Here is a 26,332-nt window from a genome sequence, read left to right as displayed (position 1 = left end):
CGGTTTTTATTATGATTCGTTGTAAATAAGATGCGTAAGCAGCCCGTCTCTCAACTTTGGTTCAAACCAGGTGCTCTTTGGTGGCATTACATTACCGCTGTCGGCAATATCAAACAGCTGATCCATGGTAACAGGATAAAGACTGAAAGCAACTTTCATTTCACCGCTGTCAACACGTTTTTGCAATTCACCTAACCCACGAATACCGCCAACAAAATCGATGCGTTTGTCAGTACGCTGGTCTTTAATACCAAGATGTTTATCTAAAATGTTATCTGAAAGAATGGTTACATCCAGTACACCAATCGGGTCTGTTTTATAGGTTCCTTCTTTGGCAGTGAGTTGATACCATTTGCCATCGAGATACATTCCAAATGTGTGCAGTTGCGAAGGTTTTACTGCTTCCGAACCAACCAACTTTACATCGAAATCAGCTTTGATCTTTTCAATAAGTTCTTCAGCAGATAAACCGTTGAGATCTTTTACCACACGGTTATAATCGAGGATCTGCAGTTCACTTGCAGGAAACAAAGTTGTTAAGAAATAATCGCTTTCTTCCGTTGCTGCATCCCACAATGCCGCACGCACTTTTGCTGCTGATGCTGCACGATGGTGACCATCGGCAATATAAGTTTGCGGCACCTGTTGTTCAAAAATGCTGCTGATGGTTTTGATCGTGGCATCATCATTCACTACCCAAATGGTATGCTGAATATCATCATCAGCAGTAAAATCGTAAATAGGACTTTTATCTTCCTGCCATTTTGCAATGAGATCATTCAACTCCTGCACATCACGGTATGCTAAAAATACATTACCTGTTTGTGCACCGCTGATTTTGATATGATTGATACGATCGTTCTCTTTTTCAGGTCGGGTGAACTCGTGTTTCTTGATCACATCATTTTCATAATCCACCACTGCACTGCCACATACCAAACCTGTTTGGCTGCGGCCATTCATGATCAAACGATAAATGTAATAGCAGGGTTTGCTTTCACGAAACAACACATCACGTTGCATAAATGCAGCGAGATTATCTTTTGCTTTTAGATACACTTCCGGAGCGTAATGATCTGTCTCTTCAGGAAGATCGATCTCCGGTTTGGTGATATGCAAAAATGAATAAGGATTGCCTTGCGCTTCTTCCTTTGCCTCTTTACTGTTAAGCACATCGTAAGGACGTGCTGCCACCTGCTTAGCGAACTGGGCCTGCGGACGCAGCGCCTTGAACGGAACGATTATAGCCATAGATTTTTATACTTACTAACCGGCTGCAAAGAAAAGGATTTTTTAGGTGGCTAACAGATAAATCCGCCGCCTGTACTTACCCGTTCTTCTGTGCAAACTCATTTAACAAACTCAACATTGCTTCAACACTGCTCATGGTAAGTGCATTGTACAGACTAATACGGAAACCTCCCACACTGCGGTGCCCTTTCACTCCATACATACCGTTTTCTTTACATAATTGCATGAAAATTGCTTCTTTCTGCGGATCATCCATCGTAAATACTACGTTCATCTTACTCCTGTCCTCTTTTGCTATCGGCAGCTTGATGAAAGGAATTGCTTCCAATGCGTTGTACAACACTTCAGCTTTCTTGTTATTGATCGCCTCAATGGCTGCAACTCCACCCTGTGCCTTTAACCAGCGGAGTGTGAGCATGGCCACATACACTGCAAACACAGGTGGCGTATTGAGCATACTGCCTTCTTTGATATGATTGCGGTAATCGAGAATAGTCGGTATGCTGCGGTTGACTTTACCAAGAATGTTTTTATTAACGATCACGAGATTTACACCAGCCGCACCCATGTTCTTTTGTGCACCGGCATAAATAAGATCGAATTTGTTGAAGTCAAGTACACGACTCAGGATATCACTACTCATATCAGCCACAATAGGTACACCACAATCATAAGGCATATGGTGCCATTGCGTACCGGCAATAGTTTCGTTCGTGGTGATGTGTAAATAAGCTGCGGTACCTGGCACTGCCAGGTCATGCGGCATGGTAGTGTAATTGGTATCTTTCGATGAACCAACGATCTCTACATGACCGAACAGCTTCGCTTCCTTAATGGCTTTACCGGCCCATGTTCCTGTTTCAGTATATGCAGCCACATCCTGTTCGTTGAGCAGGTTCATGGGCACTTGCATGAACTGGGTGGTGGCACCTCCATGCAAAAAGAGCACTTCATGATCATCATCCAGTTGCATTAATTCTTTCACCAATGATCGTGCTTCATTCATCACATCTTCAAACAACGGTGTGCGGTGACCAATTTCAAGAATGGATAAGCCACTGTTATTGAAATTCAGAATGGCTTCACTTGCTTGCTGAAAAACTTCTTTCGGTAACACAGAAGGACCTGCGTTGAAATTATGCATCATAAGGCTGCGAATTTAAATCATTTGAAAGGAACAATTGTTAGGAGGCCAAGGAAAGGGTTGACAACCTTTATGTAAATTGATAAACCAAAAGCAGACGAATGAAAGGTTGTCAACCCTGATCATACTTTCCCGTTCTTTTTTACGTTTTTGCTTTGGATGCTATCTTTAGACCTCAATCCAATGATCGATTTATGAAAAAACTCATCTTCTTGTTTTGTTTTTCTCCATTTGTACTGATTGCACAGGACTTTCACTTATCCTTTCGTGGTGGGTTAGCCAATTACCAGGGTGATCTTCAACAAAGGGGTTTTACCTTTAACCAATCAAAATTTGTTGGCAGTATTGGTGCCCGTTATGATTTGACGGAACATTTGCTTGCACGAACACATTTGAGTTTTGGTACGTTGCGTGCGGCAGATGCGAAAAGCAAAAGCACATCATTGCAAAGTCGTAATCTCAGTTTTCAAACCAAATTGTTTGAATGGGAACTGGGTGCGCAATACAATATTTTCAACCTGAATTATAAATGGTGGACGCCGTATGTTTTTGCCGGCGGTGCGTTGTATCGCATTAAACCGTTTACTGCTGATAATAACGGAACAAAAGTTTTTCTGCAACCGCTGAGCACCGAGGGACAAGGTTTTCTTCCCGGAAAGAAAGTGTACAAATCAACTCAGTTCTCTATTCCGTTTGGTATTGGTGCTGAGTATTTATTGACGGAAGACTTGCGTGTTGGTTTGGAATTAGGCTATCGCAAAACATTCACTGATTATATTGATGATGTGAGTTCGAAGTACGTTGATCAGGCAACGTTGCTGGCCGCAAGAGGACAAACTGCAGTTGATCTTGCTTATCGTGGTAACGGCACTTATCCAGCAGGCGGCAGTTTACGTGGAAGCGAAAAAAATAAAGACGCTTATTATTTTGTACAACTCACTGTTACATGGCGACCTTTTGTTGATTGGTACAAACGAACATCAGGTTTAGCATCGTTTAAGAAAGATAAGAAAGTTGGTTGCCCCGGAGTAAGGCAGAAAGGCTGATAAACGTTGATGAAATGAGTTGAATGATGATATTGATGAATACATGACATAAAAAAATGCGGAGCTAATCACTCCGCATTTTTTATACCTGTTTACTTTTCTACTTACATCTTAATTACTCTTTCCCATCTTTCGGCAACTGAATTAAAAAGCTGCTGTTACCACCTGCTACTGTTGTTGGCACCTGTCCGCTCCATTTTTGCACTTTGATATAATCGATGTAGAGTGACGTTAACGACAACTGTTCTCTCTTGATCGCTTCAGCACGACCGGCAGCCTGGATAACTGCTTGTGCTGAGTCACCTCTTGCTTCTGCAATTTTCCTTTCAGCTTCTGCTACCGCAACCTGTCTTCTGTTCTCTGCCACCTGCACTTCCTGGATAGCTCTTGTTTTTGCAACGATCGATTCAGAAATTTCAGCAGGCGGAACAATGTTGGTACGCAATTGTGATACGTTGAACCACTTTGCCACACGCTTATTACACTCTTTCACAATATCCGATTCAAATTCTTCACGGTGATTGAAAATAGAATCAACTGTGTAACGGTTAGCAACATCATTCACTGAACCAACAATTGCATTCTTCAACCAGCCTTGCTCCATTTCATTTACACCAACACGCAGGTTTTGAAACATATCCGCCACATTTCCGGCGTTGATAGAATAGTTGAATGAAGGTTTGATGGTTGCACGGAAACCACCTTTGGTTACAATATCAGCAGCTTCGTAATCGATATGCTGCTGGTGAATGGGGAATTCATAAATACGGGAGATCCATGAATTGTAAAACACCCAGCCTGTTACATACTCCGTACGACCAACTCCACGATTATCACCTACGTTACTTACTTTAATACCAACATGACCCGCATCGATCCGCTCAACATTAATGGGATTGATGGCAACCGTAACAAATGCGATAAGAACAACTGCTACCACACGAACGAGAGAAACGGGCTTGAAGCGTCCGTCTTCATTTACATAAGTCGATTTTTTGAGGATACCGAAAAACAATCCTGCAACGATCACGGCAAGAACGAACACAATTAAGGAGATCATAATTTATGATTTGGTTTTAAAAAAACGGATGAATGAAACAAAGTGGGTAATCAACAACACAAGCAATACCATGCAAAGTGCTATGAACAGGAAAAACCTGATCCAGCCTCCCGACAAATCAAAGTCGAGCACATAAAATAAAATGAGAAGAGAAGCTAAGATGTGTAAGAGTAAAGCTAAGATCCGAAATGAGGCGTTGTTCATGCTGACTGTATAGAACAGTATTTTATAGAGCAAAATTACAACGTTCGGTGAAATGCAATTGACTTGCTGGTGAAATTATTTTAGCAACAATACTGCAAATCAGTTATGCCGCTTTCGTACGCAGCCGTTCGAATAACGCCACGTTCATTAAGATAAGCAGCATACCATAGAAGATATCTTCGACGGGAATATTGTTCAGCGGCCAGGGAAGAAAGGAGAAAATACGAAAGCCGAGATTTTCTGTATCGTTATACAACACCACGGGAATACCCGTGAGCAAACCGTTGACGATCAGGAATGGTATCACTACCACTAAATAAGAAATAAGAAAAGCAGTTGCATTGAACCCTCTGAACCATTTCTGAAAAAGGAATAACGCAGCAATAAACAATGCATTAAACAAAGAAGTATAAAACGTGTAAGCCTTGCCGTAAGTGAGTGTTGCTGCAATAAGAAACAAAACACCCATCATCATCAATACAGGTCTTCCCCGGTTTTTTTGCTTTACCGATGGGAAATAACAAACAATACATTCATAAATAAACACGCAGCAATAAGGCACAACAAAAAAAAACAGTACTTCTTCTAACGGAAGAGAGGATAATTTAATTCCCGTAATATAGTCATCGCTGAAACTCCACACACCGGCTTTCGTTTTAAATTCGTCCCACACTAAAAAAAACAAAGCCGGCAACAGCATTGCCGGAAAAAGATATTTCCACTTTTTATAGAACGCCACTTTTTTATCGAAGCTCAACAACAATGGTCCTGCCAATGAAGCTGCAAGAATTAAAAAGTAAGTGTAATGATAGTTCAAATTTAGTTGAATTGTTTTAGGTATGCCATATCTACACCGGGTTCATAGTATTTCATCCGTATGCCTGAGATATGGCATACCTATCCAACCCTTACTTAATGTTTGGATTCAGTTGTTTTTCCTTCCTCACCTTTTCCCAATATTTTTTGTGCACGAAGAGCATTCCAAAACTTTCACCATCTTCTTTATCCATATGCTTGTGGTGCATTTTATGCGCCCAACGAATTGCACGCACATAGGTACTATTCCAGCGGCTGAAAATTTTGAAGCGTTGGTGAATGATAATATCGTGTACAATAAAATAAGCTGCTCCATACATGGCAATGCCTGCACCAATACTCACCACCCAATACACCTGATTCATTAAACCAAGCATAATGCACAACCAGCTTGGAATAGCAAAGATGAGGAAGAACGCATCGTTCTTTTCAAAGAAACGGCCACGTGGCTGATGATGATCTTCGTGCAGGTACCATAAAAAACCATGCATCACAAAACGATGCGTTAGCCACGTGATTCCTTCCATGGAAAAAAACACAACAAATGCCAGCAATATGTATAAAATCAAACTCATAATACGGTGCGTAAGATTAAAAAGAACATGAACTGGATCAATAACAAATTTACGGCGAATTGGTTTTGTTTAGGAAAAGATAAAAGCCTGAACAGAAGCATCAGCAATGCACTGATAACGAACCAACAGGCGTAATTAAACATGGGTATCGATCCATCACCCAGCCATTGCCAGTAGCCCAACTTCACTGCAATTGGCTCCATGATCCAATCGAAAAAAGTGGCGAGTAAAGCACCGTCAATGATGATTGCAAAGAAGCCAACATTGGCACGGCGTGGCTCATCTTCATCTTTCAGTTTATTCCACATAAAGTTGAGGAAATGTTGAATGGTCACTCCACAGCAATACATCATAATAAACCAGTTAACACCAATTACCAGCGGAACATTTTTCCATTGCCAACCCATTGCCGGCAGGTAACGGTACTCACCAAACAATAACTGATGATTGACTCCGAGATATTCAACCAGGTAACCAACCACATAACAAACCGCAACAAATAAAAAGAAGTGACTGTTTTTTTCTTTTTGTGTGTAGATGAGTAAACCGGCAGATAGCAACAAATTCATTGGCGTGAGCGAAGCAAACAAAGCTGCGTCGTAAAACAAAATACCAGCCAATCCAATGCTGTGAAATAACACGGCAATTGCGGTAGCGATCTGTTGTTTACTGTATTGTTGCAGCATTAATGATAAGCATGTTTTGTTTGATCCTGATGAATAAGTTCTGTTGCAATTTTAGCACTCTTGAAACAAAGCGGAATGCCGCCACCGGGATGCACACTGCCACCACAGAAATACAACCCTTCGATTTTATTGGTAAAGTTGGGATGACGAAGAAACGCCGCCATCTTACTGTTACTGCTGGTTCCGTATAGTGAACCCATAAATGAACCCGTGCGCTCTTCAATACGAATAGGATCAAGATACTCTTCTGTTTCAATAGCCGATGCAATATCTGTTTGCAGCGAGCGACTGAGTTTATCAATTACCTGTTGGCGCAACTGTATCCGCATCTGCTCCCAATTCTGACCAACATTTGATGGTGCATTAATAAGCAGGAACCAATTCTCCTTTCCTTTCGGCGCAAGTCCTTCTTCCATTTTAGAAGTGATGTTAACATAAACTGTCGGATCGTTGTACAAGCGTTTCTGTTGAAACAATGTATTAAACTCTGCAGCATAATTTTTACTGAAGAAGATATTGTGCAAATGCAGTTCGGGAAACTCCCTCTTCATCCCCCAGTAAAAGATCATGCCGCTGCAACTGCGTTCCTGTTTCAGTACATTGTTAGTTTGAACAGGATCGGCAAGCAATTGATGATAGGTGAAATAAATATCTGCATTGCTCAAGACCACATCAGCAAAAACATTTTCATCATTCACCACTACGCCTTTCGCTTCTCCCTGGAATTGTATAATACGTTGCACTGCCGAATTGAAATGAAAACGAACGCCTTTCTTCTCTGCCAGTTTTACCAACGCATTCGTGATGCTGATCATTCCACCTTCCGGATAAAATGTTCCTTCGTTTAATTCAAGATGAGGAATCAAACTCATCATACCCGGTGTTTGATAAGGATTGCTGCCATTATAAGTAGCGAAGCGATCAAACAACTGAATGGTTTCAGGCTTTTTAAATGCTGATTGATTAAAGCCATGCAAGGTGCCTGTTAAATGCGGCAGACGAACTGTTTGCAATGCCTTTAAAATTGATTTGTTAAACCAGGTTTTCCTTTTATGGAGCGAATGATTTAGAAATACACTGCCGATATTATTGTAGAGCGTTTCGCTTTTTCGGAGATAGTTCAGCACAGCGGCTTTGTCTTCTCCCAGTTGCATGTGCAGTTCATCAGCCAAGCGCTCAGCATCAGTCCATGCTTTTACACGTTTGCCATTCTCAAAAAAATAGTTGCAGGAAAGATCAACTTTGCGGTACTGAAAATAATCTTCGATCGGCTCACCTGCAAAAGCAAACAGTTCTTCAATATTTTGTGGCTGGGTAAATAATGATGGCCCGGCATCAAACAAAAAACCATCTTTTTCAAAAAAAGAAAGTTTACCACCCGCATAAGCATTGCGTTCAAACACATCTACTTCATAACCCATTACAGCGAGACGGATAGCACCCGCTAAACCAGCAACACCGCTGCCGATCACAACTGCTTTAAGCCGTTGCATGAGTGGATTTGTTTTGTTGTAACCATTCTTCCAGTAAAGGAAAAGCGATCTTGAACCATTCAGTATAATCACCTGCGCTATGCTCTATTTCAGCTTTTATATCTGCCATTTGTTTATAGCACACTTCACTTACCTCTTCGTTATTCAATTGCATCTCACCTTCATACTCGCCAACAAATACATGGTCAAATTCATGTTCTGTTAATCCATTATCAAAAACTGCTTTATAAGTAAAGTGAAATGCTTTGTTGATGGAAGTAGTAAATCCTAATTCTTCTTCCAGCCGGCGAAGTGCCGCTTTTTTAGTTTCTTCTTCGGGCATAGGATGACTGCAGCAGGCGTTGGTCCATAACGAAGGACTGTGGTATTTTGATGCTGCTCTTTTTTGCAGCAGCATCTCTCCTTTTTTATTGAACAGGAATACACTGAACGCACGGTGAAGCAATGCCTTTTCATGCGCCTCCATTTTTTCCATGGAACCAATAGCTTCATCCAACTCGTTTACGAGAATTACTTCCTGCATCCGTCAAAAATAAGTGATTAGAAATTACATAATGTTAAGCTGGTTGCGAACACCGGCTCTTAACAGGATCATCACCTTGTGATAATCGGGGATACGCACCCGCTCATGCATGATGGTGGCGGGCTGCAGTCGTTTGATCTTACGGAAAAGTGAGAGATAATATTTATAGGCTACGTACACGCCAAAACGTGCTTTGGAAGGAAGTTGCATGATGCCTTCGTAAGCATCATCAAAATCTTTCTGGATATCTTCTTCAATTTCCCTTTTTTGCCGCTCGGTAAAATTCGAAAAATCGAGACCGGGAAAATAAGTTCGGTCGAGTTGGTTATAATCCGCTTTCACATCACGAAGAAAATTCACTTTCTGAAATGCTGCTCCTAACGAACGGGCAGATGGTTTCAGTTTTTCGTACTGCACTTTATCACCTTCAAGAAAAACATACAGGCACATCAGCCCCACAACTTCTGCACTGCCGTAGATATAATCATTATAGGTTTTGTGATTGTATTGTGTTCTTTCAAGATCCATTTCCATACTGTTGAAAAAAGCATGGATCAATTCATGATCAATAGCATACTGGTTAACCGTGAGTTGAAAACTATGGAGAATAGGGTTTAAACTGATGCCACGTTCAATAGCTTCAAAGGTTTGCTGGCGAAAATCTTTGATAAGTGTGGCTTTATCGTGCTCATGAAATGTATCAACGATCTCATCAGCAAAACGTACCAGCCCGTAAATATTATAGATCGGCTGACGTAAATCCTGGTGCAACAGACGGATGGCTGATGAAAACGAAGTACTGTATCGCTCCGTAGTGTTGCGACTGCATAACTGAGATACTTCATGAAAAACATGCATCATAAGCTCAACTGTGTTGCTTTTTTTTTGCGAATTGTTTATTTACCAGTTTGGCCACCACTTCTCCACTGATCAGGCTTGGCGGCACTCCCGGCCCGGGCACTGTTAATTGACCTGTATAATACAAGTTGGCTACTTTTCTGCTGCGGCAAGTTGGTTTTAAAATAGCCGTTTGCATCAAGGTATTTGCCAATCCGTAAGCATTTCCCCTGAATGCGTTGTAATCCGATACGAAATCGCTTACAGAGTATGACTTTTTATAAACAATGGAATCAAGAATTGGTTCACCGATCCGCTGCTCAAAACGATGAATAATTTGCTGGAAATATTGTTCTCTTATTTCCTCAGTATCCCCAGTTAAACCCGATGCGACAGGAATAAGGAAGAAAAGGTTTTCGCAACCTGACGGTGCACCTGATGGATCGGTAACAGTTGTTGCGCTCACATAAAACAACGGATCAGATGGCCATTTCGGATCATCATAAATCTCTTTCCCGTGCTGTTCAAAATCTGTATCGAAGAACAGACTGTGATGCGGCACATTGGTCAGCCGTTTGTTGATCCCGACATAATACAATAAACAAGAAGGCGCCATTACTCTGTTCTCCCAGTATGCTTCTGAATATGACTGCTCGTGATGGTGTAACAATTTTGTATCAGTAAAATGATAGTCTGCCCCACTGATCACCACATCAGCTTCAAAATAGGTATCGTTTGCCACAACCCCGGTTGCTTCTTCACCGGCGATGCTGATGCTTTCAACATTATGGTTGAATAAGAATTTTACCCCTTTTTCTTCGGCCAGTTGATGCATTGCTTTAACGATCTCGTGCATGCCACCCATCGGATACCATGTTCCCAGTTTTACATCAGCATAATTCATGAGACTGTAAAGAGCTGGAATTTTTTCGGGCAAAGCGCCTAAGAAAAGAACGGGAAATTCCATCAGCTCACGCAAGCGTGGATCAGAAAAATATTTTCGAACATGCGTTTTCATAGAGGCAAAGACATCTAACTTAAAAATGCCCTTCACAAGTTCCATGTCTGCAAACTCTGTTATTGATAACCCGGGTTTGTACACGAGTTTATTTATTCCAACTTCATATTTATAGGCTGCTTCATCCATAAACTGATCGAGCCTCTTGCCTGCGCCAGGTTCAATCGTTTCGAACAAGGCCTTCATTCCATCATAATCTGCAGGAATATCAATAATCTCATTAGGATAATAGATGCGATAAGAAGGGTCGAGTCTTTTCAACTCGTAATAATCGCTTACTTTTTTTCCAAACTGGTTGAAGTAGTGTTCAAACACATCGGGCATCCAGTACCAACTCGGGCCCATATCAAATGTAAACCCATCAGCCTTCAGTTGGCGTGCCCTGCCCCCCGGTTGATCATGCTTTTCTAATACAGTAACATCCCATCCTGCATGTGCAAGAAAAGTAGCCACAGACATGCCGGCAAAGCCGCTGCCAATAACGATTGCTTGTTGAGCCAAGTTGTGAAGATTTAATTTCTGCTGATCTGTTCCTTCAACAATTTACGTGCAAAATGAATACGGCTCTTGATTGTTCCTAAAGGCTCATTGAGAACATGTGCGATCTCGTGGTATTTGAACCCTTCAAAATACAGCATGAAGGGGCTTTTGAAAATATCGGGAAGCTGGTGAACAGCAGCCTGTATCTCTTTCATCTTTAAAGCAGATTCAGCATCATTTGACACTGTAGCCTGCTGGTAATCGATAAAAAAATCGTTTGGTGTGGAGTCAAAAATGGTATTCTGCTTCACCTTTCTGCGATAATTATTGATAAAAATGTTACGCATAATGGTGTACAACCATGCCTTAACATTTGTGCCCACATTATATTTTTCCCGGTTTGATAAAGCCCGGTACATGGTCTCCTGCAACAAATCCTTAGCTGTCTCATTATCCCTTGTGAGCGTAAACGCAAAGGGCTTCAGGAAATCAGTGTTGTTCAAAAGCATTTGGTTGAATTCTACAGTTGACATAACATTCTGTTTAATTATTTATACCGTAAAGTTAAACAAACAATCATGAGTCTGCCAAATTTTTGTTTAAGAATTATACATGAAAAGTTAAACAGCATTGGTTCAGGCAGTTACAAAAAAATCCCTCCTGTATGGAGGGATCTACGTATAAATTCTGTTGTTTAGATTATGTCAAACTGCCAAGGAATTCGTTTACTTCAGAAAACGACTTCAGAAAACGGAAGTTGGAAGGGATCGGTTTTTTCTGAAAAGTTTGGGCCATCAGACCTGAAATGATGATCTGCTGATGAGGCAACCGGATTTTCAGGTTATTAATGAATTTATCGAAATTAAATTCCTTGATCACTGTTGTGAGGTGGGTATAAACGAAATCAGGTTTCTTCAACTCAACAATATACTCCAGGTCTTTAACCGGAACATTTGCCCCGAGGTAAATTACTTTCACTCCACGGCTCTTAAGCATATACTGAAGAAATAGTAAGCCAAGTTCATGATGCTCATTCTCAGGTAAGAAAAGAAGCATTTTTGTTTTAAGTGAAAGTGGAGTAATTGCATTGTCAATACCCACGATCAGCTTTTGCCTGATGATATTTGTGATGAGGTGCTCCTGAGCAGGATTAATATGATCAGTGAGCCACAGTATACCAATTCGTTCCAAAAAAGGAAAGATGATATAAGTGATGGTTTTTTCAACGCCTCTTAACTGAATGTACTGATCAAGCACTTTTTCAAATCCATCCAGTTCCACATCAACCATGTGCTGGATGAGTTCATTTACAATCCGCTCCTGCTGTGCCTCAGCACTCGTGAGTGTAAGCGTTTTTTCACGCAACTCGTCATTACTCATACGGTTGATATGTGAGATCTTAAACCCGTATTTATTGAGTAATGAGATATTCAGCAACATCTTCAATTCAAGGTTGCTGTAATAGCGGATATTCGTAGCCGTACGTTGTGGTTTGAGGAACGAATAACGTTGCTCCCAAATACGGATCGTGTGGGCTTTAATGCCACTTAAATTTTCTAGGTCTTTGATGGTAAACTTGTTCATCTTGATTTACTCTCCCTGCAAACTACAAATCCAAATCAAAAAAGTTCAGGAAAGAACAATATTGTTGCCTGAAATGGCCCAAAATCAGGCAGAACCAGGCAGTGAATGATAAAGTGAGGACAATGCCGCCAACTCCGCCGACTTGGAAAACCGGGCAGCATCTTTTGCGGCTGCAGCAGAAAGCTGTTCACGTAGCCAGGCGTTCGCAATAAGTGATGACAAGCCGGCTACCAGTTCATGTTCGGTTGAAGCCAGTAAACCGGTTTCGCCGCTGCTGATCAATTCAGATATGCCCCCCACATTTGTTGAGAGTACAGGCTTGCCTGCTGCCATTGCTTCCATGATGGATACAGGTGTTCCCTCATTTAAGGAAGTAAGCATGATGATGTCCAGACCGGCATACACTGCATCCATATCTTTTCGCCACGATGTGAATATGAAGTGTGCATTGCCTTCTTCAGCTGAACCTGCATGTGCAAATTTCAGTTGCTTTGAACTGATGAGTTGCTGTAAGGAGGTCCGGCCGGTTCCATCACCCACAATAAAAAACTGAAGTTTATGATTACTTTCTTTCACTTTTAAAACCTGTGCTGCTGTCTCAATAAAGAGACGATGATTTTTTACAGGCACTAATCGGCCAACGATACCGATGGCGATGGTATCATTCGATAAATTGAATTCATTTCTGAAGCTAGTTCGTTTGCTTCCGTCTTCATCACAAAACTGCGTTGTATCAATACCAAGCCTGATAAGTTTTATGTTATTGGCTGATGCGATGTTGTATTTATTTGCCAGTTCATCCTTCAACGTTTCACTGATGGCAATGATGGCTGATGAAAAACCGGCAAGCCATTGTTCAATACGAATAATAATTTTAGATGTGAAGCCTGAAAAATAGGAATGGAACACATGGCCATGAAACGTATGAACAATAACCGGCACTTGTAAACGATATGCCGCAAGCCTTCCAAGTACACCAGGCTTGGCGCCATGCGTATGTACAATTTGTGGTTTGAATTTTTTGATCGCCTGTGTGATGTCTTTATACGCACGCCAATCTGTTCCCGGCAATACAGAACGTTTTAGCGAATTAATTTTCTGAAATTGGAACCCTTTGTATTGCTCAAGTAAATAATCAGCCGCCTGTTCATCAGCGTCAGGAGCGCCTGCAAGCAACAGAATTTCAAACTCATTACTTAATGCTGCGGCACCGCTGATAACATTAAATGCAGGACCACCAATAGCTAAACGGTTAAGAATAATTAATAATCGTGGCTTGTTCAAACAGGTTAAAGGGTAGCGTTGAGAAGATGATTTGTGTCCAAAGCTTTTTGCACATCGGCCATTAACAGCGGATGTTGCATGGCTTCAAGATGGCGTTCGTGATGAAGATCTGTACCGATAAGATCAACCAGTTTTTGATCTACAAGGTAGTGTGCTGCTTCCTGCACACCCTTTCCATAATAGCCGCTTAACGAAAGAAGATTTACCTGCAACAGGCAACCCTGATCCTTAAAGCGATGATATACTTCTTTGCGTGAATGATAATAATTATACCGCTCAGGATGTGCCAGCACAGGTTGATAACCCTTTACAATTAAGTCGAACAATACATTCTTCAGATCGGAAGGCGCCTGCATGAACGAAATCTCCACCAACACAAAATTTTTGTGCAGAGTGAGCAGTTGTTCATCATTATTCAAACGATCAGCAAAGAGATCATCAATGAAATATTCTGCAGCCGCATGTACTTCCACATCAATCTGCTCTTCTTTCAGCTTCGCTTTTAATATCTGCAGTGCTGCTGTAATTGTTTCCCTGTTGTTTGGATACAGGTCGGGGTAAATATGGGGTGTTGTAATGAACTTACGATAACCCAGCTCCATCATTTTTTTTATGTAGCTCACAGAAGTTGCAGCATCAGGCGATCCATCATCAATACCGGGAAGGAGATGCGAATGCATATCAATCCCCAACGCACTGTAATCGATCGCCAGGCTAACAGGTTGTTCTTCTTTCTTCTTTTTAAATAAACCAAACATACTTCTTCGTACTACTTACTCGTTTCCTTCAGCCTTTTCTTTTTTGGATTTTGGCTTTTGTTCTTTGGATCTTCTTTCCTTAAAAAGGTAACGACTTTACTTCTTCATACACATGCTGAATTCCTTCCCGCAACCCGATCTTTGCTTTCCAGCCACGGTTCTGCAGTTTGGAAACATCCAGCAGCTTACGTGGTGTACCATCGGGTTTTGATGTATTGAACTGCAATTCACCTTCATAACCAACAATATCTTTAATGAGTTCTGCCAGTTCTTTAATCGACACATCTTCACCCACACCAATATTCATCCACTCCGTTCCATCATACTCCTGCATTAAAAAGAAACAGGCATCTGCCAAATCATCCACATGCAAAAACTCACGTCGTGGCGTACCCGAACCCCAGATTTCAACAGCAGGTTGTTGGGTGCGTTTCGCTACAATCATTTTGCGAAGCAGGGCAGGTAATACATGCGAATTCTGCAGATCATAATTATCATTCGGACCATACAGATTCGTAGGCATGGCCGAAATAAAATTACTGCCGTACTGGCTGCGGTATGCTTCACACAATTTCAAACCGGCAATTTTTGCTATTGCGTATGGTTCATTTGTTTGCTCTAACGTTCCTGTAAGAAGGTATTCTTCCTTGATAGGTTGTTCTGCAAATTTTGGATAAATGCAGGATGAACCAAGGAATAACAATTTTGATACGCTGTGTTTGTAAGATGAATGGATCACATTATTCTGGATCATCAGGTTATCATATAAAAACTCAGCACGGTAAGTATTGTTGGCAACAATGCCACCTACTTTTGCTGCTGCCATAAACACATAATCGGGTTTGTATTCTTTAAAGAACACATCAACCGACTCCTGGTTACGCAGATCAAGTTCTGCAGAAGTACGTACGACTAAATTGTCAAACCCTTCCTGCTGCAGCTTACGCACAATAGCTGAACCAACCATACCACGATGACCGGCTACAAATATTTTATCTTTCTTCTCCATTATTCAAATTGATTTTTGATCTTATAACCACTTTCGTGCAATAATTTTTCACGCTTGAAGATATCAAGATCGGCCGCTACCATCTCCTGCACCAAACCATTAAGATCGTATTTTGGTTTCCAACCCAACTTTGTATTTGCTTTTGTTGGATCACCGATCAACAATTCTACTTCTGTTGGACGGAAATACCTTGGATCAACAGCTACTACTTCCGTACCAATGTTTAATTGATAGTCAGCATTCGAACAACTTTTCACAATTCCCTTCTCTTCAACGCCCTCACCTTTAAATTCAATTTCGATGCCTACTTCAGCAAATGCCAAACGCACAAACTCACGAACAGGAGTTGTTACACCGGTAGCAATAACAAAATCTTCAGGCGTATCTTGTTGCAACATCAGCCACATGGCTTCCACATAATCTTTTGCATGGCCCCAGTCACGCTGTGCATTAAGATTACCAAGCCACAATTTATCCTGCATACCTAATGCAATTTTTGCAACGGCACGGGTGATCTTTCTTGTGACGAATGTTTCACCACGCAAAGGTGATTCATGATTGAAGAGAATACCATTACATGCGTACATGTTGTAGGCTTCACGATAATTCACTGTGATCCAGAAGCCATACATTTTTGCAACAGCATAAGGTGAACGGGGATAGAAAGGCGTGCGTTCACTTTGCGGAACTTCCTGTACCAATCCATATAATTCAGAAGTTGATGCCTGGTAAATTCTTGTCTTCTCCGTTAAGCCAAGTAAACGTACGGCTTCTAAAATACGAAGTGTGCCAACGGCATCGGTATTAGCAGTGTATTCCGGAATATCAAAACTCACTTTTACATGACTCATGGCACCGAGGTTGTAAATTTCATCCGGCTGCACTTCCTGTATAATACGGATGAGATTGGTGCTGTCGGTCAAATCACCATAATGCAACACAAAATGCCGGTTGTTGATATGCGGATCTTCGTACAAATGATCGATACGATCAGTATTGAACAAAGATGTTCTGCGTTTGATACCATGTACTTCATAACCTTTCTTCAACAAAAGATCAGAAAGGTATGCACCATCCTGTCCTGTAATACCTGTAATTAATGCTTTTTTCATTGATTGCTATTCGTGATTTATAATAGTCGTAATGTTTTACTTTTCTACTTAAACTCTTTTCCTTCTTTCCTCTTTTACCTCTTAGCCTTGCCTTTCCTCAAAAACTCGCTCACTTTAATAAAATATCTTGAGTACAACCGTATGTAACTCGATGGTAATTTGTGTTCAGAAAGTATCAGCTTCAATTCTTTGTTGATCTTGATGGTACTGCTGATGCCGTTTGTACTCTTGCCTCCCATATTCATCCGCACCAGCATTTCAGGAATGTACACGGTAAACAACTGGTGCTTTCGTAAAAAACGTAAGAGCAGATCAAAATCGGCTGCAATTTCCAAATCAGTACGGTAGTAACCAAATTGTTCATAGAAGCGGCGGTAACAGAAGAACGTTGGATGCGCCGGCATAAAACCAAATTTGAACAGGTTGGTTCTGAAGATAGCCGAAGAATAATAACGTATGATCTTATGTTCCTGGCCAGGTTGCACAAACCCTACATCACCATAGATCGCATCGATCACCGGGTTACTCTCAAATTTCTCAACGATCTGCTGAATGATCGTTTCATTGGTAAACTCATCATCTGCATGCAGAATACCAACGATATCACCGGTGGCTGCTTTGATGCCTTTATTCAATGCATCATACATACCATGGTCCTTCTCAGAAATAACGGTTGCGATCTTATCTCTGTATTGATCAACCACAGCCATTGTTCCATCATTCGAATGGCCGTCAACGATCACATACTCGATGTTAGTGTACGATTGATTGAGCACAGAACGAATGGCCCGTTCAATGGTTGCGGCCCGGTTATAAACAACGGTGATGATGGATACTTTCATGAAGACTTTATAACCCTTTCTTTGACTTCTACTGCAGGATTACCGCTGTAAATTTTGTAAGCAGCCAATTCAAATCGTGCAACTGAACCAACAGATAAAACGGAATGAGATTGACAGGTAACCCCGGGACATACGATTGATTTTGCTCCTATCCATACACCTTCTTTTAATTCAATCGGCTTCACCATTAAATCAAAAGTTGATTTGGTATAATCATGATTACCTGTCAGCAAGTAAGCACCTTGTGAAATGCAAACATGATCAGCTATTGTTACAGGCGCAAGATTATCGATCCAGACATTCTCCCCGATCCATACAGAGTTGCCGATTGTTAACAGCCAGGGATATTTGATATAAACCCCGGGCTTGATAGTGACGTCATTTCCGATTTTAGCTCCGAACAATCGAAGTAAAAATATTCGTAATGATGCCAAAGGATTCCAACTGCATTGAACAAATAACACACTTATAAAAAACCATGCAAAGCGAACGATTGCAGATCGACCCGGATCATACCAGCTATTATCATATTTATCCAGACGTGTATTCATTACTGATGCACACTATTATTAAAAAGAGAATAATACGCTTTTTTTAAACTTACTTTTTCGATCTTCTGATCAATATATTTTTGAGTTGCCGATACAGCATTGCTGAATTCGCTTTCATTCATGGCGGCAAACTTACCAATTGATTCCTGCAAACCTTCTGATAATTTTTCTGGTTGTAAGGCAAAGCCACAACCAAATAAATCAAGATCAGCAAAGGGCGTGGTAGTTGTTGTAATCACAGGCTTCCCTGCACTCAATGCTTCAACAATGGCATGTCCAAAATTCTCACTCTTGCTCGGCATAATAAATACTTGAAATCGTTCCATTGCCTTTGCAAGTAAATGCGGCGGAAGTTCACCATGATAAAACACCTTTATATTAGGGGGTAATTGACGAATCATTGCTTGACAATTACTCCAGTATACATCATCTTTCACTGGGCCGAAAATATGCCATTCAATAATTGTACTCACCTGACTCAATGCCCGTAAAACTTCCAGGTGATTTTTCATCGGACTGATCAATGCAATGGTACCTAACAACAACTTTCCGGGCTGCTTATCCGGGCTGCCGCTCATCGACTGAAGGTTTGGAAAATTTGCAGCAACATTTACATGCATCTTCTCACCCATGGTCATTTTTATAAAATTCCGTTCATTATCATCCGTTGCATGCCATGTCACTATTCTGTGAATACTTAACATCCGAAATAAGGCCAGGTAGATTTTTTTCTTACCGGCTTTTTGTGATAAGGCGCCGGGATGCAGCATACCTCTTGTGGAAAGAACAATGTTAAGTGCCTTACGTTTACTTTTTAATTGCTTTGCATAATAAAGCGGCAAAAAATTGAAATAAAGCGAATACAGGCCATTCACATAAATCACATCAGGAGAAATATCCTGTATCAGTTTTTGCAATACCCTTTTTTTTGACCAACCGTATTGCCAGTAAAACACGTTTGCTTTCCCCTCCCAATTATTCCAATGATCTGCTATGATATTTTCCAGCAAAGCAACATCGCCCATTTCATGTGGTTTGCACACCACATAAAAATCATACACCTCATAAAGCTCCCGTACTAGATTTACCAGTGATTGTGTGGGACCGCCTGCTTTGTAAGATGGATAAAAATGATCGTAAAAAATGAGGATGCGTTGCTTCAAAAAATATTGGAATTAATCTTTCAAACTTGATTTCTTCTGTTTCTGTCCTGTATTTTGTCGTTATGCCTTGGATTTTTCTCCTAAAGTTTTAAACGAAGAAAACGGTCTGCAGCCCAAAAAACAACAGCCACAAAAATCATGTTCTTAATCAGGGAATTAAGGCACATCAAAATATCAGTTTCTATTTGTATAGAGTTAAGAAATAATATAGGAAACCACAAAATAATGGTTGGTCGTTTCTTGACATAATTCATCAGTACCACAATCAGGAGCGAGAACAATAATCCATAAAACAGCATAAAAAAAATCCCTCCTTCTACACCATAGTTACCATATGCTTCCCCCATCGGGCTGATATTCATACTGTACCCCTCTATTACGAAACCAGTAAAACGCAACATATTCTCATGTCCGCCCGACATTGGTTTATCAGGCCACAATAATCTGGGGACAAACGTTGCCGCAAGTGATTTAAAGATGGTTTCCCCTTCAGCGTAAGGAGCACGGTTTGGTACATGATCCAATACTTTTGCAACGATCATTCCTTGGTTAAACCTGTTAACTGTAGGGAACATCAGGTCAAGATCAAAAAAACGGCCGGGCTCGGCAATCCTGTCGGCTATAAGCGTTACGAACGCTCCTGTATTACTTTGCTCTTGGTTGCCTTGCCCCCTCCAGGTAATAGCCCGGTAATCTGCCTTTACGCTCTGGAGTATTAGTATTGCAAAAAAACCAACGAAGGCAAGCCCGTATTTTTGAAGATTGCTGATTTTTTTACCAAGGAGCATCAAGAGTCCTGCGAGCAATAAGACATAAACGAGTTCGCCAAACACCCCTTTTCGAAGAGCCTGTAAAAATATGACCACAGCACCTGACACCAGGTACCAGAAACGTTGCTTGTGATCAGAAAAGTAAGTGTACAAAACCCCAACATATAATAACATACTGATGAGGTAGGCAATGTATTGCATAGACCCACCGATAAAATCACGCATCACATTAGCCACTATACCAATTACTATGAGTAGAACACCCATATTGCCTTTACCAACCAGGTAATGCTTTACCGAATGTATGGCTTGAAGAAATTTTTGTTGATAAGAAACCTGTAATAGAGGAGGTAATTTCATGCCAATAATCATCATCACAATAGCGGGAAACATAAACCCATAATAGCGTTCTGCTGTTATACCCATATCATACTTTAACGCTATCACTAGCGTATCATCATTATAAATATGATACACAACAATCGGCATCAACATACATTGAAACAGAGCAAGCAGAATTGGTATATCAAGAATGTTGTAATTCTTACCGATAGAATCAATAAAATCGAGAAGAAAATAAACAAAGAGACCAATGGCCATGATCTCTTCCATACGCATTTTATCAACCGTAGTAAAAAATGCAGCGGTAAGAAAAGCGATCAACGCAAAAACAACTTTGTTTAAATTCATATAGATTGTTCAATGGCTGTAGCCACTTGTTCATGTGAAAACTGCTTTATTACCTGGGAACTTTTATTTCCCAGTATAGAAGTTGCAATGCTGTTCTCTGCAAAATAAAGCAATGCTCGCTGTAAATCTTGCTTATTTTCTGCTTCAAAAACAATTCCGTTGCCACAAACAACGTCTGCAGCACATCCGCATTTATCACTCACAATCACTGCTCGCCCACAGGCCATTGCTTCATTTACACTTAATCCCCAAGTTTCGCCGGGCCCCTTAGAAGGCAACACAAAAACATCGCCCAAACGGTAAACAATGGGCATTTGCTGCTGGTTTTGAAAATCTAAAAACAGTATTCTGTTATCATTCGCAGCCAGCTGCTTTGCATCTTTTTCAAGAACTCCGTTACCCACCAGCAGTAAACGTATATCTATCTGCGGCAGGGACTTAAAAGCGTTAATTAATAGCAAGGGATCCTTTTTTGATTCTAACTTTCCCGCAAATAAAAATACAAGTGATGATTCCGGAATACCCAATTCCCTTCTCCAGACCTTTGCGTTAATGATAGCTTCAGCATCTCCATCTGCGAAGCGCTGATTTTCAACTGCATTCGGTGCGTATACTAATTGGTGCTGCTTCACGCCGTGTTTAATGTAATACTGCCGGTTATGTTCTCCGGTGTAAAGTGCAACATCTATATGCATCAACACCCACTTAAGTACCAGTCTTCGTAGTGATTTCTTTATTGAAAAACCGGGTGCTTCATCTAAAAGATTAGAATCCCCTCTGAAAATAATTTTCGTTCTTCCTTTATAATGCCTTAAAACTTGTAAATGACTCTGAAAACTCCAACCAATAACCATTAAAGCATCAGGATTATAAAGATCAATTTGACGAATCAAATCTTTATTTTTAATACCCGTGAAATGTCCGGCACCGGGATGAACAGAAATATTCTCTACAAAAATTGCTTCATAACCCTCCAGCAATGGAATATCCCATTTAAATTCCTTTTTAAAATCCGGATCATAAACAAAGCCTTGTTCAGTTTGCCCCCAGGTATAAAATACTTTTATGGCAATTCTCTTACGTTCAGTTAACAATCGGAACAGCGGTGCATTATATTGTATGGGATGTGACGTGATTATCGCTAATCTTTTCATGTCTGTCTTACTTACTTTTATTAAGCTGTTTGATTTTGCTTGTTGTATTGCTTCTGCCTTGCATTTTGAATTTTACTTCTCTTGAGTTGTAGTTTCCAAAACCGCTTGTTCAATTACCTCTGCCACCCGCTCTAACGAAAAATGCTGAATATGTAACAATGCATTGTTGCCTTGCCTTCTTGCAACAGCAATACTGCTGAATTTTATCATTTGTTGTAGAAGATCATTGCTATCGCCACTTCGAAAAACAAAACCGGTTTCCCCTTCAATGATTAATTCAGGTGCACAACCACAGGCATCACTCACAATAGCAGGTCTTCCGCATGCCATTGCTTCGTTTACAGCAAGCCCCCATGTTTCACTTTTGCTGGGCAAAATAAACACGTCACCCATACGATAAACCAATGGCATTTCACTTTGATTACGAAAAGGTTGAAAATGGATTCGATGATCATTAGCCGCCAATGTAATCAATTGCTTTTCCTGTTCACCATTACCTATAAGGAGTAATCGGTAATCATCAGCTTTCAATTGTCGAAATGCATTGATCAACAGCTCAAGTTGTTTTATTTCATAAAATTTACCTGCATAGAGAAAAACAACACTGTTTTGTGGAATGGAAAGCGCTGCTCGTTCAATATTTGCTTTTAATTCCCACTCGTCTGCGTCAATTGCAAACCGCTCATTATCGATTGCATGAGGTGTATAACGCAGCTGTTTTTCAGTTAGTCCAACTTGCAAATAATAGGCCCTATTCTGTTCACCTACATAAAATGCATAATCTACCTTCTTATACACATACCGAAGCAGGATGGTTTTCAATAGTCTCTTAAACCATTTCTCCGATTTTTGCAAATGCGAGTCTCCTCGAAAAAACAATTTTGTGCCACTACCAAATGAACGAAGGATACGCAAATGACTAAAGAGGCTCCAGCGATATACTATTATCACATCAAATTTCTCCTGTTTCAGTTGATTTATCAATCCCGGGTTTCTGACTCCAAAAAACCTGTTCGAATCCGGATGCTTAGAAATATTTTTTACAAACTCGTATTCATATCCATCCAATAATGGAATATCCCAACTACGTTTCATTCCAAATCGCACATCAAACACAGCATCTTGCGACTGCCCCCAGGTATAAAAGACTTTTAAAGCAATTCGTTTACGTTCGGTTAATAAACGAAATAACGGGGCATGATATTGAATAGGGTGAGTGGTGATAATGGCGATCTTTTTCATTCAATTCAGACTATTTTACGGCCATGTATAACCGAAAAAAGAAACGGTAAAAAAAATCAGTGAATGCCAAACTCCTCTTTACGTTTACGAGTGAGTAGTCGGCCTCTTAAAAAACGCTTGATGATGTTTTTGAAAGACAATCCGTATTCTTTAGCATTTACTTTTGAAATATTGGAACCATGCACTACATAAACCAACATAGGTTGCATAATTGGCTGGAGGTCAATATTCAAATATGTTTTTAGCCGGTCCTTGATCCAGCCATGATCAGTAAACAAACTGTAATCAAGCCAGTCAGTAGATTGAAAATCTGGTATTGGCACAAGGTCGGCACGCAAAACATGGGTAGAGCCATTAAGAAAACGCATCAATTTAGGCACAAGCATTAAATAGTTGGTTCCTGGCTTATAGATATACCCTTTGTGCATATACCATCCCGGGCATTCGCCTTTATCCGAATTAGCGGCGAGTCTTGCAAAAAAATATCTCGAAAGAAGGTCGTCTGCATCAAGTGCCATAAGATAATTAAACCCCTCTTCCTTAGCTAATTTGGACCCATAAGTGAGTTTTCGTGCCTTATCCCACCGGCGTACCACCATTTTCTCTGATTTAAACTTTATACGCAGCTCTTCCCGTATGGGTATTTCATCATAGGACTGATGCCCAAACGGAAACTCTACATACGTAACTTGAGGGTGTTCAATAAAATCACAAGGAAAATCTGTGTATAAAACAAATACCTTGAAATGTACATAGTCTTGTTTCAAAACAGACGCTAAAGTTTGTTTTAACAATCTGCTTTCGTTAGCCCAGTCGACCGATTCAGACTTTGGTCGGAAGGGAATAATAATCGAGAATTTAATCATAGTGCCGATGCTTCGCTTAATGTTAATTGAAGAACAACTAACCAATTAACCATTTTTTGCCTTTCTGTCTTGTTTTATTTCTGATCTTAATTTCACGCAATTTTAATGAACAGTTTGGTTGTATTAACCACTGAAGCTGGCCCGTAAGGGAAATGGCCTATGAAATTTACCAGTTTCCACTTATCCTGCTCGTGTAATTGAGGAAAAGGTTTTAAATAATACGCCCTGTCAGCATTATCGAGTAACAAAGCACCATTCTTTTTAACTTTTTGCATGGCATGTGCAATACAGGAATGCCTCACCCTTCCGTCAATAACTACCAGATCGAATGAGTCATCTGGATAATGCGTAATCGCATTGGCATAGGCAGAAAATTCATACCCTTTGTATTCTTTGAAACAGGAAACGTATTGTTGAGGATCAGCACAATTTCGTTCCATAGAATCAGTTAAGGGTTGTGGCTCAAGCAATGTGTAATGGATATTGCCAACCCCCCGATCAAGAATTACTTTTTTTGCGTGATCATACCAACTCTTATCATGCTCAACAGAAATCACATGTTCCGTTTTTTCAGCAAAATATAATGTGGACCCTCCCGATCCATATTCAAATACCTGCATATTTTTTTTTACCCAGCTTTCGAGAAATGAAATGCTGCTGAAGACCAACCAGGGTATTCGATAATCCAGCGTTCCTTTCGATGACACACGGTACATGCGCCATTGCTGGAATTTGGCCATATCTTGAAGAAACAGGTTCAGGTAACCCTTAAATAACAAATAACGGATTGAGGTTATACTGTAAACAACAAAATCTCTTAGAATGTTTCTGTTTGTCATGAAAGTTTAATGATTAAATGTTGAACATGGTTAGCTCTCATTTCATTTTCGTAACTACTTTATCTAATAATGATGCCAGTTGACTTGTAACTGCTTTTGCTGTATACTGTTCAAACACATTTTGACTTACGCTTTCGCTTTTAAAAGTTTTTCTGAAACTCAAAAATCTGTTCCACACTTCTACCCAGCCAGTATAAATTTTCTCAATGTCAGTTTCTCCATTAAACTCAAAAACAATTCCGGCATGTGAGTCTTCCAATACCCGTACTGCCGAACTTGCACAGTGTAAAACAGCAAGAATAGGCTTGCCGCTTAAAACTCCTTGATATGATTTACTTGGGGTATAATGTGGTTCAGTACTTCCTAAAATAAATACAGCATCTGCTGCTTCTAAATGAACCAGCACATCCAGATAAGGAATACGTTTTGGATATTCAAATATTACCGTTTGCCACAAACCATATTGTTCTGCAAGTGGTTTAATTGAATTACTGTTTGGATCATTCGACAACTTACCCGTCCCGATAAAATGGAATTCCACATCCGAAAATGAATCTTTGTATTCTGCCATACACCGGAAAATCATTTCTAAAGGCCCGTAGGCTTTGGGAAGCATGGCGCCTGCATAAACCAATTGCAGTTTGTTATTCTTGCGGAATAAATACGGCTGCAATTCCAATTCTTTCAAACGTTTGTGATCAAGTTGCTCACCGCCATAAGGCATAGCACCGGTTAAACAACTGTTTTTTAAATAAGGATTACGCTCTAAAACAGCTTTATAATAACCTTCAGCCACCCCTGTTATAAGAGATGCATGTTTCACTGCTTTGGGTTCAAGCCACTTTGCAAGCTTCGTACTGAACCAATGGCGGGAGAAGAACCGATCTGAGCCGGGAAATTGATGCACCCATGGATCAATATAATCAATCCCATACTTTACACCTGTTTTACGGTGAAGGTAAGGCCCGATCAATGAAACATAAAACGAAGGGATAGGAATGTACACAAAATCGATTTGCTCCTGACGTAACAGTTCTAAAGCCCGTTTACGGAGTTGAAAAAAACCACGCAGGCCAACATCACCTACCAATCTGGGCTTAGTGACGTTGAATGCATTTACTTTTTCAATACGCTGTTTTGCAGGTAAAAGTTGCTGAAGATTCCAATCCAGTTCTTCTTCATAAAAATCTTCATGCACAGTTAAGAGTATGGGTTGCCAACCGAAAGCAGGTAAATGTTCTGCAAACAAACGGCTCCGATGAACAGCCGCAAGGTTTGATGGAGGATAGTGTGGCGTTATGATGAGAATTTTCTTCAAAAAGAACCGATTTATAC

The 26,332-nt window shown here is 40.5% G+C and carries 26 protein-coding genes; 1 reads left to right on the top strand and 25 read right to left on the bottom strand.

Translation table 11 applies throughout. The features are described from left to right. Window positions 1-9 precede the first annotated feature (9 nt). The gene (locus H4075_RS02225; protein WP_182803737.1) at window positions 10-1,251 is read right to left on the bottom strand and encodes a DUF1015 domain-containing protein; all 1,242 of its coding nucleotides are present in this window, start codon (window positions 1,249-1,251) and stop codon (window positions 10-12) included. Window positions 1,252-1,327: 76 nt separating this feature from the next. Then, the gene (gene serC, locus H4075_RS02220) at window positions 1,328-2,398 is read right to left on the bottom strand and encodes a 3-phosphoserine/phosphohydroxythreonine transaminase (RefSeq protein ID WP_182803736.1); all 1,071 of its coding nucleotides are present in this window, start codon (window positions 2,396-2,398) and stop codon (window positions 1,328-1,330) included. 191 nt (window positions 2,399-2,589) lie between these two features. Here serC and H4075_RS02215 point away from each other — a divergent pair, with 191 nt between their 5' ends. Beyond that, window positions 2,590-3,441, top strand: coding sequence for a DUF6089 family protein (locus tag H4075_RS02215; RefSeq protein WP_182803734.1), 852 nt, complete (start codon window positions 2,590-2,592; stop codon window positions 3,439-3,441). 115 nt (window positions 3,442-3,556) lie between these two features. Here H4075_RS02215 and H4075_RS02210 read toward each other — a convergent pair whose 3' ends face one another. From H4075_RS02210 to H4075_RS02100, 23 genes are all read right to left on the bottom strand, one after another. Further along, window positions 3,557-4,501 (bottom strand): SPFH domain-containing protein, encoded by a 945-nt coding sequence (locus tag H4075_RS02210; protein ID WP_182803732.1) that lies wholly within the window; start codon window positions 4,499-4,501, stop codon window positions 3,557-3,559. A gap of 307 nt (window positions 4,502-4,808) precedes the next feature. After that, window positions 4,809-5,522, bottom strand: coding sequence for a lycopene cyclase domain-containing protein (locus H4075_RS02205; protein ID WP_182803730.1), 714 nt, complete (start codon window positions 5,520-5,522; stop codon window positions 4,809-4,811). A gap of 91 nt (window positions 5,523-5,613) precedes the next feature. Next, window positions 5,614-6,096 (bottom strand): sterol desaturase family protein, encoded by a 483-nt coding sequence (locus H4075_RS02200; protein WP_182803728.1) that lies wholly within the window; start codon window positions 6,094-6,096, stop codon window positions 5,614-5,616. After that, window positions 6,093-6,782, bottom strand: a complete 690-nt coding sequence (locus H4075_RS02195; RefSeq protein ID WP_182803727.1) for a carotenoid biosynthesis protein — start codon at window positions 6,780-6,782, stop codon at window positions 6,093-6,095. The genes H4075_RS02200 and H4075_RS02195 overlap by 4 nt, the downstream gene beginning before the upstream one ends. Further along, window positions 6,782-8,275 carry a 1-hydroxycarotenoid 3,4-desaturase CrtD gene (gene crtD, locus H4075_RS02190; protein WP_182803725.1) on the bottom strand — a complete coding sequence of 498 codons (1,494 nt, stop codon included), beginning with the start codon at window positions 8,273-8,275 and terminating at the stop codon, window positions 6,782-6,784. The genes H4075_RS02195 and crtD overlap by 1 nt, the downstream gene beginning before the upstream one ends. Beyond that, window positions 8,262-8,798 (bottom strand): isopentenyl-diphosphate Delta-isomerase, encoded by a 537-nt coding sequence (gene idi / locus H4075_RS02185; RefSeq protein WP_182803723.1) that lies wholly within the window; start codon window positions 8,796-8,798, stop codon window positions 8,262-8,264. The genes crtD and idi overlap by 14 nt, the downstream gene beginning before the upstream one ends. Window positions 8,799-8,822: 24 nt before the next feature. Further along, a complete protein-coding gene (locus H4075_RS02180; RefSeq protein ID WP_182803721.1) occupies window positions 8,823-9,659 on the bottom strand; it encodes a phytoene/squalene synthase family protein in 837 nt (278 codons plus the stop codon). Window positions 9,660-9,663: 4 nt separating this feature from the next. Next, window positions 9,664-11,154, bottom strand: coding sequence for a phytoene desaturase family protein (locus tag H4075_RS02175; protein WP_182803719.1), 1,491 nt, complete (start codon window positions 11,152-11,154; stop codon window positions 9,664-9,666). Between the two features lie 11 nt (window positions 11,155-11,165). Next, on the bottom strand, window positions 11,166-11,666 hold the full coding sequence (locus H4075_RS02170; protein ID WP_182803717.1) for an RNA polymerase sigma factor: 501 nt from the start codon (window positions 11,664-11,666) through the stop codon (window positions 11,166-11,168). A gap of 166 nt (window positions 11,667-11,832) precedes the next feature. Further along, window positions 11,833-12,717 carry a MerR family transcriptional regulator gene (locus H4075_RS02165; RefSeq protein ID WP_182803716.1) on the bottom strand — a complete coding sequence of 295 codons (885 nt, stop codon included), beginning with the start codon at window positions 12,715-12,717 and terminating at the stop codon, window positions 11,833-11,835. Between the two features lie 84 nt (window positions 12,718-12,801). Further along, window positions 12,802-14,001 carry a glycosyltransferase gene (locus H4075_RS02160; RefSeq protein WP_182803714.1) on the bottom strand — a complete coding sequence of 400 codons (1,200 nt, stop codon included), beginning with the start codon at window positions 13,999-14,001 and terminating at the stop codon, window positions 12,802-12,804. 5 nt (window positions 14,002-14,006) lie between these two features. Further along, the gene (locus tag H4075_RS02155; protein ID WP_182803712.1) at window positions 14,007-14,759 is read right to left on the bottom strand and encodes a tyrosine-protein phosphatase; all 753 of its coding nucleotides are present in this window, start codon (window positions 14,757-14,759) and stop codon (window positions 14,007-14,009) included. Window positions 14,760-14,838: 79 nt separating this feature from the next. Continuing rightward, the gene (fcl, locus tag H4075_RS02150; protein WP_182803710.1) at window positions 14,839-15,768 is read right to left on the bottom strand and encodes a GDP-L-fucose synthase; all 930 of its coding nucleotides are present in this window, start codon (window positions 15,766-15,768) and stop codon (window positions 14,839-14,841) included. Next, complete coding sequence (gmd, locus tag H4075_RS02145) at window positions 15,768-16,880, bottom strand: GDP-mannose 4,6-dehydratase (protein WP_182803709.1); 1,113 nt, start codon at window positions 16,878-16,880, stop codon at window positions 15,768-15,770. The genes fcl and gmd overlap by 1 nt, the downstream gene beginning before the upstream one ends. A 74-nt stretch (window positions 16,881-16,954) precedes the next feature. Beyond that, entirely contained in the window at window positions 16,955-17,722 is a 768-nt protein-coding gene (locus H4075_RS02140) for a glycosyltransferase family 2 protein (protein ID WP_182803707.1), read from the bottom strand. Further along, window positions 17,719-18,273, bottom strand: coding sequence for a WcaF family extracellular polysaccharide biosynthesis acetyltransferase (locus H4075_RS02135; protein WP_182803705.1), 555 nt, complete (start codon window positions 18,271-18,273; stop codon window positions 17,719-17,721). Before H4075_RS02135 ends, H4075_RS02140 begins: the two co-directional genes overlap by 4 nt. Next, the gene (locus H4075_RS02130; protein ID WP_182803703.1) at window positions 18,273-19,436 is read right to left on the bottom strand and encodes a glycosyltransferase family 4 protein; all 1,164 of its coding nucleotides are present in this window, start codon (window positions 19,434-19,436) and stop codon (window positions 18,273-18,275) included. Before H4075_RS02130 ends, H4075_RS02135 begins: the two co-directional genes overlap by 1 nt. 80 nt (window positions 19,437-19,516) lie before the next feature. Continuing rightward, on the bottom strand, window positions 19,517-20,896 hold the full coding sequence (locus H4075_RS02125) for a hypothetical protein (RefSeq protein WP_182803702.1): 1,380 nt from the start codon (window positions 20,894-20,896) through the stop codon (window positions 19,517-19,519). Beyond that, window positions 20,893-22,050 (bottom strand): glycosyltransferase family 4 protein, encoded by a 1,158-nt coding sequence (locus tag H4075_RS02120; protein ID WP_182803700.1) that lies wholly within the window; start codon window positions 22,048-22,050, stop codon window positions 20,893-20,895. The genes H4075_RS02125 and H4075_RS02120 overlap by 4 nt, the downstream gene beginning before the upstream one ends. A gap of 72 nt (window positions 22,051-22,122) precedes the next feature. After that, the gene (locus H4075_RS02115; protein WP_182803698.1) at window positions 22,123-23,292 is read right to left on the bottom strand and encodes a glycosyltransferase family 4 protein; all 1,170 of its coding nucleotides are present in this window, start codon (window positions 23,290-23,292) and stop codon (window positions 22,123-22,125) included. Between the two features lie 56 nt (window positions 23,293-23,348). Then, window positions 23,349-24,059 (bottom strand): hypothetical protein, encoded by a 711-nt coding sequence (locus H4075_RS02110; RefSeq protein WP_182803696.1) that lies wholly within the window; start codon window positions 24,057-24,059, stop codon window positions 23,349-23,351. Window positions 24,060-24,250: 191 nt separating this feature from the next. Further along, window positions 24,251-24,997: an O-methyltransferase gene (locus tag H4075_RS02105; RefSeq protein ID WP_182803694.1), complete on the bottom strand. Its 747-nt coding sequence runs from the start codon at window positions 24,995-24,997 to the stop codon at window positions 24,251-24,253. Between the two features lie 37 nt (window positions 24,998-25,034). Continuing rightward, complete coding sequence (locus tag H4075_RS02100; RefSeq protein ID WP_182803693.1) at window positions 25,035-26,315, bottom strand: glycosyltransferase family protein; 1,281 nt, start codon at window positions 26,313-26,315, stop codon at window positions 25,035-25,037. Window positions 26,316-26,332 lie beyond the last annotated feature (17 nt).

Origin of the sequence: Lacibacter sediminis, assembly GCF_014168535.1 — a bacterium.
In the GTDB taxonomy this organism is placed as follows: Bacteria; Bacteroidota; Bacteroidia; order Chitinophagales; family Chitinophagaceae; genus Lacibacter; species Lacibacter sediminis.
This window is presented reverse-complemented; position numbering and strand designations above follow the sequence as displayed.